This is a genomic window from Nitrospira sp. (assembly GCA_015709715.1).
GTDB lineage: Bacteria > Nitrospirota > Nitrospiria > Nitrospirales > Nitrospiraceae > Nitrospira_A.
Genome location: CP054184.1, coordinates 3,337,088 through 3,352,562, shown reverse-complemented (window position 1 = coordinate 3,352,562; position 15,475 = coordinate 3,337,088). Strand labels below are relative to the sequence as shown.

Below are 15,475 nucleotides of genomic sequence, written 5' to 3'. Positions count from 1 at the left end.
ACCGGGCGCGCAGATCCTTCAGGCAAATGTAGCTGACCGATGCCTGCATGCAACCCACAACGTAACGCAGTGGCGTTGACGGTAGGCCGCGAATGTAGCTGACCGATGCCTGCATGCAACCCACAACACGCCTGCGAGTCGGCCAATACCTGGGTCCAATGTAGCTGACCGATGCCTGCATGCAACCCACAACTTCCTTCGGGACGGGCGAGGATGAACGGGAACGTGTCTTAACCCAGCCGATAGGTCTCTCCCGCACGGGTTAATTCGGCGCGGTGGCGGCGCAAGGCCGGCCCAAAGGCTGACCGGCTGACCAGCGGTTCTTGCGCCGTCATCGGTCCTTCGATGCCGGCCAGCGCATCCGCCAATTGCTTCACCAATCGCTGTCCCGCGCGCGTCAGCCATTTCAGCCGACTGCCTGCAAGGTCGAGGTCCTGTAATGAATACTGCACTGAGTCAATCTCTTCGAGACATCGATAGCGAGCGCGCTGCAGATCCCGTGCAGTGAGCCCGGCCTTCCGCCACCGTCCGGCTCCCGCTCGGCCGCTCCCCCATCTCACCAGCCGCTCGAACAGGAGAGCCCCCATCGTGAAGGTAAAGGTCGCATGGAGGATGCCCCGCACCGGCCTCAGGCTGCGTCGCCAGGGCGAATAGAACACCTCCTGGTTACGGTCGTGCCGATACAACAGCTCCTTGCGCAGCAGCAGATTGAGATGGTGGTGACTGTTCTCGTGGATGAGGTCGTCGATCAAATCGAGCAGGTCGCGGTCGAAACAGTTGATGGCGGAGAGGCCAGGCCGGTGACGATAACTGAAACTCACGACGCCCTTCGCCTTGAGCGGCGAGATACGCGAGGTGAACAGAGCCAGCAACCGGTCGCCCTCCGGCCAGGCGGCTGCGATGACGGACAGGGCTCGCTTCATGCGGATCGCCACATCCGGCGCCGTGGGCCGGACCGCGATCGGCGTCTTATCCTTTCCATATAGCAAGGTCGAGCCTAACAGGAGGGGGCCCGAAGCCGTCTCGCGCAAAATCACCGGTTCCTGCCGCTGCCAGTGCCACCGTTCCGCGGGCTTGTACTCCACGAGTGGAACCCTCGTCTCATCAAGCACCAGATCGATCCCATCACCCGTCACCCTATAGCTGCCCTGCCGGCCGGCTCGCGCCAACGCCGCGCGCACCGAGCCGGGAGCCTCATACCACTCTCCCGTGAGACCGACGGCAAAAGACCCGGCCTCTTGGACCCGTTCGAAATCCGCGCTGAGATCACAGGGAATGAGCCAGACGCCGGTTCGCTGCTTGGCCACCCATGCGCAGGCCTTTCGTGGAGCAAACCCCAAAGACTCTTGCGTGACCTCTCGCGCCAACCGACGGCACAGCGCCTCGATGCGCGACAGAAGCCGTTGCGGCTCCGGCTGTCCCGTTGGAAAGACCTCGTCGGCATACCCATGCTCATAGAACACCTCTTTGAACTCGGCCAGCAATTGCCGGGCGAGGTCGCCACGCTGCCGCTCTTTTCTCACCTGGACGAAGAGATCCACGAAATAGAGCAGATCGTTCAAGGCTTCGATCCAGCCGACCACGCGCCAGTGGTGATAGGCTGCGGGCTCCAATTCCCGTTCGATCAGACGGAACCAGTCGATCGGCAAGGCTAGCTGCTCGACCGGTTCGGCATAATTTCGTTCCAGGTCTCGACAGAGTGCGCGCAACAGGCGGCGCATCGACCGGCCGAATTCCGCCATGAGATGTTCGAGATGGGTGGCTGTCAGCAACGTCATCGCCAGATCCTCTTCATGCCAGGGTGCGGGCACACTCTACGCGACTGATCGGCGCCTGACAAGGCGGGACGAGTCTCCCACGACACCCCGTGGGAGACCTCGTGATTTCGTGGGGAGGCGTTCAGGCAGTCAGTTTGATGAGGTCGAACAGCGCAGCCTTCACCGGCGGCGGAGGGGCCACCGGCCGCAGATGCGACCGTTGAACCATCCGGTGGCGTTGGATCAAGGAATCCACAATGTTGCCGCAGCTGACACAACGATACCCGCGCAGCCACATCGGGTGGAAACTCTCGTGGAGATCCACCAAGTGCTCCGAAACCATGAGCCCCTCGCATCGTGTGCAGGTCATGCCATCCTCCTTCCTAAACCGTGAGGGATCTGCCTGCTTCAACGATGTGCAATGTGAGTGCCACGGCTCGTGACGGCCGAATGAAGTCACGATCGGGCCCCCTCTGTGCGAATTGGTCTCATGGGACCAGAATGGGTACAATTGCGCTCACATTCGCATCCAGGAAGGACCGATGCCGATCAGCGAGAGAGAACTTGATGCCGTCGTCCAGGAACTGGCCCCTCCCCTGACCAAGGGCTGGGTTCAGAAAGTGTTTCAGCCCTTGCCGGACGTGGTGCTGCTTGAAATTCGTGTGCCCGGCCACACACACCGGCTGCTCTGCTCGATCCATGAGCGAACGGCCCGCCTGCATCTCGTTCGACAACCGCTCGCCAACCCTCCCACGCCACCCTCCTTTTGCCAACTGCTACGGGCAAGGATTCGAGGCGCGCGGATCGATCGGATGGAGCGCCTCACCGGCGACAGAATCGTCCGCCTGGATTTGACCGCACAGGATGGGTCGGTGGCGCTGGTCGCCGAACTGTTCAGCCGCAACGGCGATCTCCTCTTTTTGGACAGTACCGATCACGTCCTCGCCACCTTACGCAATAACAGAACGCGCATCGGCCGGCCCTACGGCCGTCCAACTGCGGCACCGGCAGTCCCGGCGCCCCAGGAGCTGCCGGCCGACTCCCTGCCCACTCCCTCGGAAGACGATCCCTTTCCCCTGTCGGCGAAGTTGGAACGCCAGTATGGTGAGCGTGAAACCGAAGAGGCTCGCCTAACGCAGGTGCATGCACGGGAATCCGCGCTCCGCAAAGCGCTCAAGAAAGGCGTGCGACGGATGGAAGCCCTTCGCCGCGACCTGGAACAGGCTGGGCGGTACGAGTCCTACGCCCGGTACGGCGAGTTATTGAAGGCGAACTTGGGGTCCCTCAAGAAGGGGCTCAGCACCGTCTCCGTGATCGACTATTACGACGAACGGCTGCCCGAACTGACCATCCCCCTCGATCCCCTCAAGTCGCCGCAGGCCAACATGGATGGGTATTTCGCGAAGTATCGGAAGTACCTCACGGCCCAACGGGAAATTACCCCACGCTTGGCGGCCATCGAAACAGACCTACGCCGTATCCAGACCGAATTGGACCTGATCAAGAGCGGTCAGTGGCAGCCGCCTCCCCAAGCACAGTCGCCCGCGACTACGACCGGCCTCCGCGGAAAGGGCAACAAACCGTCCTCCCAGTCACCACGCGGACCGTTTCGTAGATTTGCATCCGCCGACGGCCAGGCCATCTTCGTCGGCCGGAACGCCCGTGAGAATGACGCCCTCACATTCGGCCTGGCCAACAGCGATGACCTGTGGCTGCACGCCCGCGGAGTACCAGGCTCGCATGTCGTGGTGCGGATGGAGAAGGGCCACGAGCCCACACCGACCACCCTCCTCGACGCCGCCACCTTGGCCCTGCTCTATAGTGACCTCAAGAAAAGCGGCAAGGGGGAAGTGATCTACACCAGGCGCAAGTGGGTACGGAAGGCCACGGGACAGGCGGCAGGCGCCGTGATGGTCACGCAAGACAAGGCGATCTACGTCACGCTCGATAAAAAGCGGTTGGAGGCCCTGAAAGAGCGATCCGCCGCTCGCCAGGAGTAACCGCTCTCCGCTCCCGCACCTTTCTTCGCTCCGCTCGGACATGGTAGAGTGCCCGCATATGGGCACCCTTATAGAGGCCCACCACGAATCAGACTTGTTGAGCGCCCTCGTGCAGGCCAAAACCCTGTGGGAGTTCGACCGTGTCCTGCAACGGGACTTGGTCGCACGGCTCGGATGTGACCTCATCGCCTTCTATCTCTATAGCCCTACGACCGGCATCTTTACCCCTGTCTCCGAAGCCCTTCGTTCTCCCGACTCCCCTGCCTTTGCCATGGCCAGCTCCCTGCCGAAGGGACGGTCAAGGAGGCGGCAGTCCGCGCCGAATCCGCCCTGCTGATTCGAGATATCAGCGCCTCGCCCTGGAGAGAAGCGGCTGCCCTTGATCCGGCCATCGCACACGGTACCTGCGTGATGGTGGCCCCGGTGCGAACGGCTCGGTCGAGCGAACGAGCGCCGCACACCCGCATCTTGGGAGTGATGCCGCGGTGGCCATCGGGAAACCAGGATTCTTCGACGAAGAAGACCGTGACCGTTTCGACCAACTCGGTGTGCAAATCGCCCCGGTGCTCGAAGCCGTGCTTGACTGCAGAGGAACGGGACGCGCTGATGGCGATCAACAGCCGGGTCGTCTTGGGCACGATCACCGCAGACCAGCTGCTCCCCACGATCCAACCGATCTTGCGCGAGGTCATTCACCACGACATGAGCGGCCTCGTGCGCTTCACACCGGCCCCCAGGAGGATCTCTGGTTCGAACTGCTGTCCTGCGACGGGGTGACGGTGGACTTGGAGGCGTTGCGGCAGTTTCCCTTCGACTACATGGCCCCGGCCGAACTCCTGGCCACGGGCAAACCGCTGCTCCTCACCGGCCACAACCAAGCGCGATTCGCCGAACACCGCTCCTTCGAATCCATCGGCGTGTTGTCCGCCATGCTCTGTCCCCTCTTGGTTCGGGGCAAGCCTTATGGCTTCCTCGCCATCGGCAGCAAACGGCGCAACGCCTTTTCTGAGCGCGACCTCGCCGTGGCGGCACAAATCAGCCTGCATCTGTCGCAAGCCCTCGCCAATCTCTTGGCCTATGAGGAAATCCATCGGCTCAAGGAGCAGTTGGAGCAGGAAAACATCTATTTGCGGGAAGAGCGGGAGGCCTCGTTGGACCTGACGACGCTGATCGGCGACAGCCCGGCGTTTCAGAAGTCGCTGAAGGCCATCGAGAAGGTGGCCTCGACGGATTCCACCGTCCTGATTACCGGCGAGACCGGGACAGGGAAGGAGTTGGTCGCACAGGCGATTCACCGGCTGTCGACGCGGCGCGACCAGCCGATCATCACCGTGAATTGCGCCGCCCTCCCTCCCACCCTGATCGAGTCGGAGCTGTTCGGCCACGAGCGAGGAGCCTTCACCGGGGCCACCGCCCGAAAACTGGGCCGCTTCGAACTGGCGCATGGCGGGACGATCTTCCTGGACGAAATCGGGGAACTGCCCCTGAAGCTGCAGGGCAAGCTATTGCGTGTTCTGGAGACGCAGGAATTCGACCGGGTGGGCGGCAAGACCATCCGAGTAGAGGTGCGCGTCGTGGCCGCAACCAACGCCCAACTGGACCAGGTCGTGAAACAGGGCGCCTTTCGAGCCGACCTCTTCTACCGCCTCAACGTGTTCCCCCTCCGGCTTCCGCCCTTGCGGGAACGGCGCGAAGACATCCCCCTGCTCGCCCGGCACTTCGCCAAGAAATACAGCCGGCGCCATCGCAAATCGATCCTGCGGATCAGCGCCACGACGATGAGGATGCTCTGTGGGTACGGCTGGCCCGGCAACGTGCGGGAGTTGGAACACGTGATCGAACGGGCCGTGATCCTGAGTCAGGGCCCGGTGCTGACAACGGACGACCTCGACGGACTCGGCAGAGAAGAAGACAGGGGCGCCCCCCGCACGATGGCCGAAGCCGAGCGGGCCCACATCTTGGCCATGCTTGCCCAAGCCAACTGGGTCGTGGCCGGGAAAGAGGGCGCCGCTGCGCAACTCGGCATGAAACGATCCACCTTGCAGCACCGCATGAAGAAACTGGGCATCCACCGTCCCCCGCGCCGATCGGCGTAGCGTCCCACCTCACAGAGACCACGAACCCTGTATCGTTTTGGATAATGGGCCGAGCCCGAATGGATACAGCACCTCCATCGACGGGTGAATCGTCTTTACCCACGATCCGACAAAACAGCCGATCTGCGAGGAGGAGCCGTTTGTCGTGCCTCGACGACTGCCGCCGGTACGACCGTTGCCTAATCGGCCCGCCCTATACCGAGGGCGGAGAGCATTTCTGCCGAGATGACGGGACCTGCGACATCATGGTCTATTGGAGCGTCCAGCCCGATCGGTACGACAAATGGAAAATTTGCTGGAAACTGCAGGGCACCTTGTTCGAAAACGCCTGTGATGAAAACGAAAAAATCCGCCACTTCGAGAACGCCTTCTACCTGATTCCGAACTTGAAACAGGGCGAGAAATATCGCATTCGCCTGGAGGGCCGGAAGGACAAGAACGATAAGTGGAAATGCCTGGCAAAGGCGATGCTGCGAAGCATCAGCTGGAACGATCCGAGGATTGCGGACGTGGTGCCCTGCATCGTCCCCTGAGTCAGCCCGCTACAGACCTGCCCGTATGTTGGCATTCGGCCTCTCCAGCTGCCGATATGCGGGCATCCGCAGTGGCCGTCTCCTTGCCTTCGCTTCTTCCCGCGGCCACTTTCCTTTCACATCCAGCCAGTTAGAGTCCTCACCCTTCAAGGCGTCGTTCGCGGCACCATCCCTGCTGATTCCGGACCGACTCCACCGCGAGGAGGAGGGATGAATTACGTCGCACTCCGCATGCTCTTCGGCGATCGCGCCAAGTACCTCATGCTCCTCTGCGGCCTGACGTTCTCCGTCATGCTGATTGTGCAGCAGGGCTCCATTTTCTGGGGCCTCATGCTGTGGTCGCAATCGAGCATCACCAACGTACACGTCCCGATCTGGGTGACCGATCCCGGCATTGCGCAGGTCGACGAGGTGAAGCCGATCGCCGACACGACGGTCGACCGGGTCCGTAGCGTACAGGGCGTCGAGTGGGCGGTCCCACTCTACAAGGGGCTCTTGCGGGCCAGGCTGGCGAGCGGAGAATACCATCAGATCACCTTGACGGGCTTGGATTCGGCGACCCTCATCGGGCGTCCGGCGGAGATTTTAGAGGGACGATTCGAGGACCTTCGTCAGCCGGACGCGGTTGCCCTCGACCAGTGGGCAGTGGAGCGCATGGGCGGCCCGCAGGTCGTCACCGTCGGCACCACCTTCGAGCTGAACGACCGGCTGGCCCGGGTGGTGGCCATTGCCAAGACCCAGAAGACCTTCACGAACATTCCGGTGGTCTACACGACCTACGAGCGGGCCCTGAGCTACGTGCCGCGGGAGCGGCGCACCCTCTCCTACGTGCTGGCCAAGGCCAAGGAGGGGACGCCCGTCGAAGAGGTCATCACGCGCATTCGCGAGCAGACCGGGCTGGGGGCCTTCACGAGCGAAGGGTTCGGGTTGAGAACCATCGAGTGGGTCCTCAAGAACACCGGCATCGGGATCAATTTCGGCACCACGATTCTGTTGGGATTCATCGTCGGGATGGCCATCTCGGGGCAAACCTTTTATCTCTTCACGGTGGAAAATCTGCGTCAATTCGGAGCCCTCAAGGCCATGGGGGCCTCCACCGGCACCCTAGCCCGCATGATCCTGCTGCAAGCCTTTACCGTCGGCCTCACCGGTTATGGGATCGGGATCGGTCTGGCCAGCGCCTTCGGTCTCCTGGCCGCTCGCGAAGGGCAGTTGCCCTTTGCCGAATCCTGGCCCCTGTTGGTGCTGGTGTTGGCGGGACTCCTGGTCATTTGCGCCTTTTCAGCGCTCATCAGCATCGTCAAATTGGCTCGGCTGGAACCGGCCATCGTCTTTCGGTGACAGGATGGGTCCATCGGCAGCAGCCTCAGAAGTGGCAAGCCAAGATCAGCCCTCGGCCATCGCCGTGCAAGTGCGCGGCCTGGTGAAGTCGTTCGGATCGGGCGAGACCATCGTGACGGTCCTGAAGGGAATCGACTTGGATGTCTATTTCGGCGAGCTGATGCTCTTGGTCGGCGAATCCGGCGGCGGCAAGACGACGCTCTTGTCGGCCATCGCCGGGATTCTGGATGTCGATACGGGCGAGCTCGATGTGTTGGGTGTCTCCTTGCCCATCATGACACCCGGCAAGCGAACCGAATTTCGCGGCAAGACGATGGGGTTCATCTATCAACAATTCAACCTACTCCCTGCCTTGACCGCGGCGGAAAACGTTGCCGTCCCCCTGCTCATCCAGCAGGTCCGCCGCCAAGACGCCCTCACGCGGGCTCGGCTCATGTTGGAACGGGTGGGGCTGGCCGACCGCACCGAGTTTCTGCCCCGGAACCTGTCCGGCGGTCAACAGCAACGGGTGGCCGTCGCGCGGGCGCTCGTCAATGAACCCCAGCTGTTGGTGTGCGATGAACCGACCGCCGCGCTCGACGGGCCGAACGGGCAAAAAATCATGGAACTCATTCGCGACGTCGGCCGGGCGCCGGACCGCTGCGTGATCGTGGTGACCCACGACAGCCGCATCTTCCATTTCGGAGACCGCATGGCGGAACTCACCGACGGCCGCATCGTGAACGTGCACCCCATTCAGAAAGGGGCCAGCGCATGACCATTCTCAATCGATTCAGTATCTGGGTAGCGCTGGCCGGAGTGGGCTTGGCCGTCTGGACGCTCTCCATGGCGGGAAAGGAGTCCCCCATGCCAACGCCCCTCGTTGAGCCGCCTCGTTCGCCCTATGCCGCCACGGTCGCGGCCACCGGCATCATCGAGGCCGTCAATGAAAACGTGCGCATCGGCCCGCCCACGGCCGGATTGGTCACCAAGGTGTTCGTCACCGTCGGCAGCCAAGTGCGCGAAGGCGATCCGCTCCTCCAATTGGACGATCGAGATCTGCGCGCCCAGTTAGTAGCCCGTGAAGCCGCTATCCCTCCCGCGCAGGCGCAGATGGAGGAACAGAACTATCGGATCGGAGACCTCGAGACACAGCTCAAACGCCTGCGCGCCGTGCAAGACAGCCGGGCGGTAAGCGACGACGACGTCAAACGGACCTGGTATGCGTTGGAGATGGCCAAGCGGGCCTTGGGCCGATTCGAGGCGACGCTCAAACAGGTCACCGCCCAGCGCGACGAAACCCGGATGTTGCTGGATCGGCTCACCGTACGCGCCCCCCGTACCGGCACCGTCTTGCAGGTGAACATCCGGGCCGGTGAATATGCGCTCACGATGGGGGCCACCGAGCCGCTCATGTTGGTGGGCGACACGCAGCGGCTGCAGGTCCGCGCCGATGTCGATGAGGTAAACGCCCCGTTGGTCCAGCCGAACCGCCCCGGCGTGGCGTATCTGAAGGGCGATACCACGCACCCGATTCCATTGACGTTCGTCCGCATCGAGCCCTACATCGTTCCGAAACGGGCCCTGACGGGAGACAACAGCGAGCGGGTGGACACGCGCGTCCTGCAGGTCATCTACCGATTCGCCCCCCCGCCCTTTCCCATCTATACGGGGCAGCAGGTCGATATGTTCATCGACCGTGAGGAGCCTGTTTCGCCGACGGAGTCACCGCGATGAACGCAAGCTTGGCCCGCAGCAGAACCGTACACTGGACTCTAGCGACCATCCTGTCCCTGTCGGCAACCGGATGCCTGCAGGGCGCGGACTACCACCGGCCTCCGGTGGACTGGAGCAGGATGGCGCCCGGTTCCTTGGGCGCCCATGTCGACGGCATGCCCGAAGCCGAATGGTGGAGAGCCTTTCAGAATGAGGAGCTGACCCGATTCATCGGCCAGGCCCTCACGCGGAACCACGATGTGCGCCGCACGATCTCGCGGGTGTTGGAGGGTCGAGCCTCCGTCATGACCGCGAAGGCCGGCCTCTATCCGCAAGTCAACGTCCAAGGCGCCTACACCAACCTCACCATTTCAAAGAACACTCTCGCCGGCTTGGGGTTGGCGAATAATCAGCAGCCAGGTCCGCAGGTCTTCGCGGCGCCCGGCACCAGTTTCGACCTGTGGAACGGCGCGGCGGACCTGCGCTGGGAACTGGATGTCTGGGGGCGCATTCGCCGAGGGATGGAAGCAGCTTCGGCGGAGGCCCAGGCCGTCGAGCAGGATGCCCGCGCCGTCGCCTTGACCTTGATCGGCGATGTCGGGCAGGCGTACTTCCGCATTCGTGAACTGGACGAACAAATCGAAATCGCCCAACGGGCGCTCGCGCTACGTCGAGAGTCGCTGGAGATCATCGGCAAACGCGCCTCCGTCGGCTTGGCGTCCGACTTGGACATCACACGCACGGAAGTGTTGGTTGCGGAAAGCGCGGGGCTGATTCCGGATCTGGCTCGCCTCCGCGCCGTGGAACTGCATCGGCTGGAGGTGCTCACGGGATCGCCACCGGGCAGCCTAACCTTGCCGCCGAAACCGCTCCGCCGCGTCGTCGTGCAGCCGACCATTCCCGTGGGCCTCCCGTCACAATTGCTCGAACGCCGGCCCGACATCCTTCAAGCCGAAGCGACGCTCATCGCCGCGAATGCGCGCATCGGGCAGGCTCGCGCCTATTTTTTCCCGAGCCTATCGATCACCGGCCAAGGCGGCCTGCAAAGCGTGGAGTTCGCCAACTGGTTCACGGGCAACAGCGCCTATTACAGCATCGGCCCCTCGGTGACCTTGCTGATCTTTCAAGGCGGCACCAACATGGCACGGCTGGATGCCGCCCACTCGCGGTATCAGCAGATGTTGGAGGGTTACCAACAAACCATTCTGCTCGCCTTTCGGGAAGTGGCGGACCTGTTGGTCTCGATCCAGGCACGCACCGAACAGGTCGCGCGGCAGCGCGAGCAGGTGGCCGCCGCCTCGTCGGCCGTCTCGCTCGCGGAGGTACGGTATCGCAAGGGGCTGGTCAATTATCTGGACGTGCTCGATGCCCAACGGACACAACTGGCGGCGGAGACGCAGCTCACCCAAACCGAGCGGGCCAGGCTGACAGACATGGTCGGCCTCTACAAAGCCCTGGGCGGCGGCTGGCGCCCGGAGTTCCCGGCCGCCCTCGCAACCGCGCCGGGAACGGCAATGCAGTAGCGGCTTGCAAGTGCCGGACTTTCAACTTGAAATTTTCGTAGGGATCGGGCTATGTGGCACCACGTCGTCCGGCGTTTCGCCCGAGCGGCGAATGGTTGTCGGGCACGCCACCCGCACCGATTCCATTCCATCTGATAGAAGGACCTCCATGTCGGACGTTGTCCGTCTCCGTTTCCTGATTTCTCTCGGCCCCGCTCTATTTCTCTGCTTGTCCCTGTCCGCGATTGGCCCGTCGGCGGCGGCACCCGCCAAGCCGGCGCCTCCAGCTCCACCGCCCGACCAGCCCGTAACGGTGGAAGAAGAAGTGCTGTCGATCACGGACAAGATCACCAAGCCGATCGACAACGACGCGGAAGCGATGCGCCACAATGACCTCGGCGTGGCCTTCGTCTTTAAGGGAGACTTGGCCCAGGCGATCGACGAATTCACCCATGCATTGCGGCTCCAAGCCAACTATTTTGCCGCGCACCTCAACCTGGCCAACACACTTCTGGACATCGGCCGGTACGATGACGCCCTTACCGAATTCAAAGCCGCCCTGCGCCTGAAACCGGATGACCTGAAGGCCCACAATGACTATGGCGTGGCGCTCAAGGAGCGAGGAGACCTGGAGGGCGCCATCGCCGAATTCCGGACGGTGCTTCGCCATCGGCCCGACGATGTGAATGCTCACAACAATCTCGGCGTGACCCTCAAGGCCAAAGGCGATACTGAAGGCGCCATCGCCGAATATCGGACCGCCCTCGAACTGCAACCGGACGACGTGAATGCCCACTTCAACCTGGCCTTGGCCCTGATCGACAAACAGGATCTGGAAGGGGCGGTCGGTGAGTTTCGCACGGCACTCCGGGTACGTCCCAATGACGCTAAAATCCGCTTCAACCTCGGCTACACCCTGGCCGCACTCGGCCGCCGCACGGACGCGGCCCAGGAGCTGCGGCATTACCTGCGCCTCGAACGGGACACCCCTGCCAACCGCCCGTGGCTGGAACAGGCCGAGTCGAAGCTTCGCGAACTGGAAATGCCGTGACCATGGCTCTGTCGCACCCACAGGTTTCTGTTCACGGCCTTCCAGACCACAGGGCGTAATCGCAGGACGGGACCGCGCATGACCACGCGAGACCAGGCCACAGTGTCCGGTTCATCGATCCGGTGGGGTTGGTCCTTCTTTGTCCTCGGATGCCTGTTCAGCCTCTGGAGTGCTCCCGCGCCGGCAGCCGATTCGGAATCGCACTCGACCCGGGAGTGGAACTTTGACCATATCGCCCCTGGCTCCCTCCCCGGTTCATTCGTCGTCGGCACCCTGTTCGACGGGCGCCCAGCCGGCGAATGGAAAATCCTGATTACCGATCGGGCCAACAGCGGCTCCCAAGTCCTGGCGCAGCTCCTCCCCAAAGGGACCGATCAAGCGCACAAACTCCTGCTGATCGAGGGAACCAACAGCGCCGACCTTGACGCCGACGTCTCCTATCTCGCGGTGTCGGGCAAGGCGGACTTGGGGGGAGGCCTCATCTGGCGGGCAGTCGATGACCGCAATTACTACCTTTTGCGGGCCAGCATCGTGGAACAGAAGGTACGCCTCTATCGAGTCGTAAAAGGCGTGCAGCAGGTCGTCAAACAGGTAGACCGTCCCCTTGCCACCAACGGATGGCACCGGCTGCGGATCGTACAACGAGGCTGCGAGATCAAGGCCCTCTACGATGAGACGTTGCTGTTTCGCGTCTGTGACAACACCTTCGCAACCGGACGGATCGGGCTCTGGACCAAAGCCGATGCGGTGACCTATTTCGACGACTTGACCTTGAAACGTATCGAATAGTGCGGCCACGGTTGCGGTACACGTCTGAGGTCGTCACAAAAAAACCGGGGCAGTCACCCTGAGGATGACTGCCCCTTGCTCGTTCAACCGCGGAGAGGGTTACCAGCGATCGCGCTTGGATCCGCCGCGACCGTTGAAGCCCATGCCTCCGCCGCTTCGTCCCCCGCCGGTCCGCGGTTCCTGCGGGCGCGCTTCATTGACCGTCAATGTCCGGCCACCCATGTCCGAACCATTGAGAGCGGTGATCGCCTTTTGGGCTTCTTCGGACGATGCCATTTCGACAAACCCGAAGCCTCTCGACTGGCCGGTGAACTTGTCCGTGATCACGCGGGCCGATTCAACCGTTCCATGCGCCGCGAACAGATCGCTCAGTTGCTGTTCAGTCGCCGCATAGGGCAACCCGCCGACATAAATTTTGGAACCCATCTGGGTCCTCCTCTGTGGGTAGTGACATTGTCTGTGCGAAGGAACGCAAGGGAAAGGACGGGCCGAAGACGCGACGTATTCGAGCGGCTTGGTCTGGCTTTCGATTAAATTCCCGGGCAAGGCAACATCGAGATCAGGCCTGAACTATTTCAACGAATCCCTCACCAGGCCCCAATGAAGGATGTAGGATACTACCATGAGGCCACCTGCGGTACAACCAGCGAAATCCTCTCATGGAGTCGATTTCCTATCCGCACGCCCTAGGGAAGCCCCTAGTTCGTCAGCCGAGAGTTGACAGGATCGGCCCACGTCTTTATTTTCTGAAGTGCTCGACCATGCGAGAAGGTTGCAATGAGTGATGAATCCACCATCCAACGGTGTGCGCGACGACTCGCGAGGCTACGGGAGGCCTGGCAGGACAACGGCGTGACCGGCATTCGAACCCTCGTGCGTGATCGGTTGTGGAGGCACGTCGCCCGCGCGTGGGCTCGTTTTTGGCTGCGGTTTGGCGGTCGGTCTCCATTCGGGCGACTCGCGACCCACCTGGCATTGTTGCCGAGCGGGAATCGAACCACCTCCGACCACCTGCAGGAATTGGCCGCCATGAACCCGACGGGCTATATCGCCCCGACCGCAACCATCAACCACTCCGATCTGGAATTGGCGCCACGCATCGTCATCGCAGACCATGTTCGGATCCACCAGGCGCCCAGAGGCGGGAAGATTGCGCTGGGAGAAGGCGTGTATGTGGATGGGCATACTATTCTGGAGACCGGGCTCGGGGGTAGCATCACCGTGGGGGCCTCGACCTCGATCGGCATCAACTGCGAACTCTCGGCCTACGTCGGGCATATCCGTATCGGCGCCCACGTCATGATGGGGTCCTGTTGCCGAATGTTCCCCCATAACCACGGAACAGCATCCGACCACCTGATCCAGCAACAACCTCTCAGTTCCAAAGGCAATATCGTCGTCGAGGACGACGTCTGGCTGGGATCGGGCGCCATCCTGCTGAGCGGAGTACATGTCGGAAAGGGCGCCATCGTAGGCGCCGGTTCGGTCGTCACCAAACCGGTACCGCCCAACGCAATCGCGGTGGGCAACCCGGCGCGCATCGTCAAGTATCGCGGCATGGAACCGCCACGAAAAACCTCGCCCAGCGTGGAGTTTGATGCCGTCATGTTGCGGACGCCCGACGGGACGATTCGGTTTTGGAATAAAGGGGCCGAGCGCCTCTATGGGTGGGAGGCCACCGATACGATCGGCAAACGCTCCCACAGTCTCCTGAAAACCCTCTTCCCTAAACCGCTGCCCGCCATCGAACAGGAACTGAAGAACACCGGTCGTTGGGAAGGGGAACTCATCCACATCCGCCGTGACGGGTCACGCATGGCCGTCTGGAGCCGCTGGGAACTTCGCTACGACGAACAAAGCTCCGTTCCGACCATCCTTGAGATCAATTATCCGCCGCACGTCGCCTAGCGCCCCGCCCTATTCTCCGACGCGCACCAACGCGCCACGCTCCTTGCACACCTGGAAAGTGTAGTGAAACCAGAAGATCACCGCGCCGAGATAACAGAGATTCAGGCCCGACGCCCAGCCGAGGCTGGCCAGCGGGGCCGCCTGCGTCGCCAGCAGCGCTCGCATGCCCTCGAACACATGGGCGGCCGGATTGACCTGGGCCACCAGCCGCAACCACGCCGGCAACACCTCCATGGGATAAAAGACGCAGGAGATCGGCTGGAAGAGAAACACCATGCTCCAGGCGAGGACTTCCGCTTCCTGCCCGAAGCGCATGATCAATGAGGTGGTGAACACGCCGATGATCCAACCGGTCAAGACCAGGTTCATCACGAAGGGGATCAGCCAGAGGCCGACGATGAAGACGTTGTATCCGTAGAAAAGCCAGGCGCACCCCGACATGACGATCGAGACCGCCGTCACCTTGAACAGGCTCATCACCATCGTGGCGGCGAGAAATTCGCTCGGCGTGAGGGGGCTGGCAAACAGATTCATGAGGTTGCGGGCCCAGATTTCCTCCAAAAAGGAAATCGTAATGCCCTGCTGAGAGCGAAACAGCACGTCCCAGAGAATGAGCGCCCCGAGGAGGAACGTCACCACCGCCGGCATCTGTCCTTGGAACCTCGCCAGGTACATCGTGATGAACCCCCAGATCACCAGATCCAGAAAGGGCCAATACACGATCTCCATCATGCGCGGTAGACTGCGGCGATAGAGGTACAGATGACGAACGACCAGAGCGGCGATGCGATGATAGGCCATGG

The 15,475-nt window shown here is 62.2% G+C and carries 15 protein-coding genes and 1 CRISPR repeat array (1 of these 16 only partly in view); of the genes, 11 read left to right on the top strand and 4 right to left on the bottom strand.

Translation table 11 applies throughout. The features are described from left to right. A CRISPR array of direct repeats spans positions 1-193; the repeat unit is 36 nt; unit sequence AATGTAGCTGACCGATGCCTGCATGCAACCCACAAC; it reaches 1,691 nt to the left of the window's first position. Between the two features lie 37 nt (positions 194-230). Both HRU82_16125 and HRU82_16120 read right to left on the bottom strand, forming a co-directional pair. Next, a complete protein-coding gene (locus tag HRU82_16125; protein ID QOJ36373.1) occupies positions 231-1,778 on the bottom strand; it encodes a hypothetical protein in 1,548 nt (515 codons plus the stop codon). 121 nt (positions 1,779-1,899) lie between these two features. After that, complete coding sequence (locus HRU82_16120) at positions 1,900-2,127, bottom strand: hypothetical protein (protein ID QOJ36372.1); 228 nt, start codon at positions 2,125-2,127, stop codon at positions 1,900-1,902. A gap of 172 nt (positions 2,128-2,299) precedes the next feature. Between HRU82_16120 and HRU82_16115 the strand changes: the two genes are divergently transcribed. From HRU82_16115 to HRU82_16070, 10 genes are all read left to right on the top strand, one after another. Then, positions 2,300-3,757, top strand: a complete 1,458-nt coding sequence (locus HRU82_16115) for a fibronectin/fibrinogen-binding protein (protein ID QOJ36371.1) — start codon at positions 2,300-2,302, stop codon at positions 3,755-3,757. Between the two features lie 58 nt (positions 3,758-3,815). Then, positions 3,816-4,094 carry a hypothetical protein gene (locus HRU82_16110; protein ID QOJ36370.1) on the top strand — a complete coding sequence of 93 codons (279 nt, stop codon included), beginning with the start codon at positions 3,816-3,818 and terminating at the stop codon, positions 4,092-4,094. Positions 4,095-4,242: 148 nt separating this feature from the next. After that, complete coding sequence (locus tag HRU82_16105; GenBank protein ID QOJ36369.1) at positions 4,243-5,853, top strand: sigma 54-interacting transcriptional regulator; 1,611 nt, start codon at positions 4,243-4,245, stop codon at positions 5,851-5,853. A 140-nt stretch (positions 5,854-5,993) separates the two neighbouring features. Further along, entirely contained in the window at positions 5,994-6,386 is a 393-nt protein-coding gene (locus tag HRU82_16100) for a hypothetical protein (protein QOJ36368.1), read from the top strand. A 210-nt stretch (positions 6,387-6,596) separates the two neighbouring features. Continuing rightward, complete coding sequence (locus tag HRU82_16095) at positions 6,597-7,727, top strand: FtsX-like permease family protein (protein QOJ36367.1); 1,131 nt, start codon at positions 6,597-6,599, stop codon at positions 7,725-7,727. A gap of 4 nt (positions 7,728-7,731) precedes the next feature. Continuing rightward, a complete protein-coding gene (locus tag HRU82_16090; protein QOJ36366.1) occupies positions 7,732-8,484 on the top strand; it encodes an ABC transporter ATP-binding protein in 753 nt (250 codons plus the stop codon). Next, entirely contained in the window at positions 8,481-9,443 is a 963-nt protein-coding gene (locus HRU82_16085) for an efflux RND transporter periplasmic adaptor subunit (GenBank protein QOJ36365.1), read from the top strand. Before HRU82_16090 ends, HRU82_16085 begins: the two co-directional genes overlap by 4 nt. Next, positions 9,440-10,945 carry an efflux transporter outer membrane subunit gene (locus HRU82_16080; protein QOJ36364.1) on the top strand — a complete coding sequence of 502 codons (1,506 nt, stop codon included), beginning with the start codon at positions 9,440-9,442 and terminating at the stop codon, positions 10,943-10,945. Before HRU82_16085 ends, HRU82_16080 begins: the two co-directional genes overlap by 4 nt. Positions 10,946-11,093: 148 nt before the next feature. Continuing rightward, complete coding sequence (locus HRU82_16075; protein ID QOJ36363.1) at positions 11,094-11,975, top strand: tetratricopeptide repeat protein; 882 nt, start codon at positions 11,094-11,096, stop codon at positions 11,973-11,975. A 78-nt stretch (positions 11,976-12,053) separates the two neighbouring features. Beyond that, positions 12,054-12,764 carry a hypothetical protein gene (locus HRU82_16070; protein ID QOJ36362.1) on the top strand — a complete coding sequence of 237 codons (711 nt, stop codon included), beginning with the start codon at positions 12,054-12,056 and terminating at the stop codon, positions 12,762-12,764. A gap of 99 nt (positions 12,765-12,863) precedes the next feature. On the opposite strand, the gene HRU82_16065 is transcribed toward HRU82_16070, so the two are convergent. After that, positions 12,864-13,190: an RNA-binding protein gene (locus HRU82_16065; protein ID QOJ36361.1), complete on the bottom strand. Its 327-nt coding sequence runs from the start codon at positions 13,188-13,190 to the stop codon at positions 12,864-12,866. A 351-nt stretch (positions 13,191-13,541) separates the two neighbouring features. Here HRU82_16065 and HRU82_16060 point away from each other — a divergent pair, with 351 nt between their 5' ends. Next, entirely contained in the window at positions 13,542-14,672 is a 1,131-nt protein-coding gene (locus tag HRU82_16060; protein QOJ36360.1) for a PAS domain-containing protein, read from the top strand. A gap of 9 nt (positions 14,673-14,681) precedes the next feature. Here the strand turns inward: HRU82_16060 and HRU82_16055 are convergent, their stop codons facing one another. Beyond that, on the bottom strand, positions 14,682-15,473 hold the full coding sequence (locus HRU82_16055) for an ABC transporter permease (GenBank protein ID QOJ36359.1): 792 nt from the start codon (positions 15,471-15,473) through the stop codon (positions 14,682-14,684). Positions 15,474-15,475 lie beyond the last annotated feature (2 nt).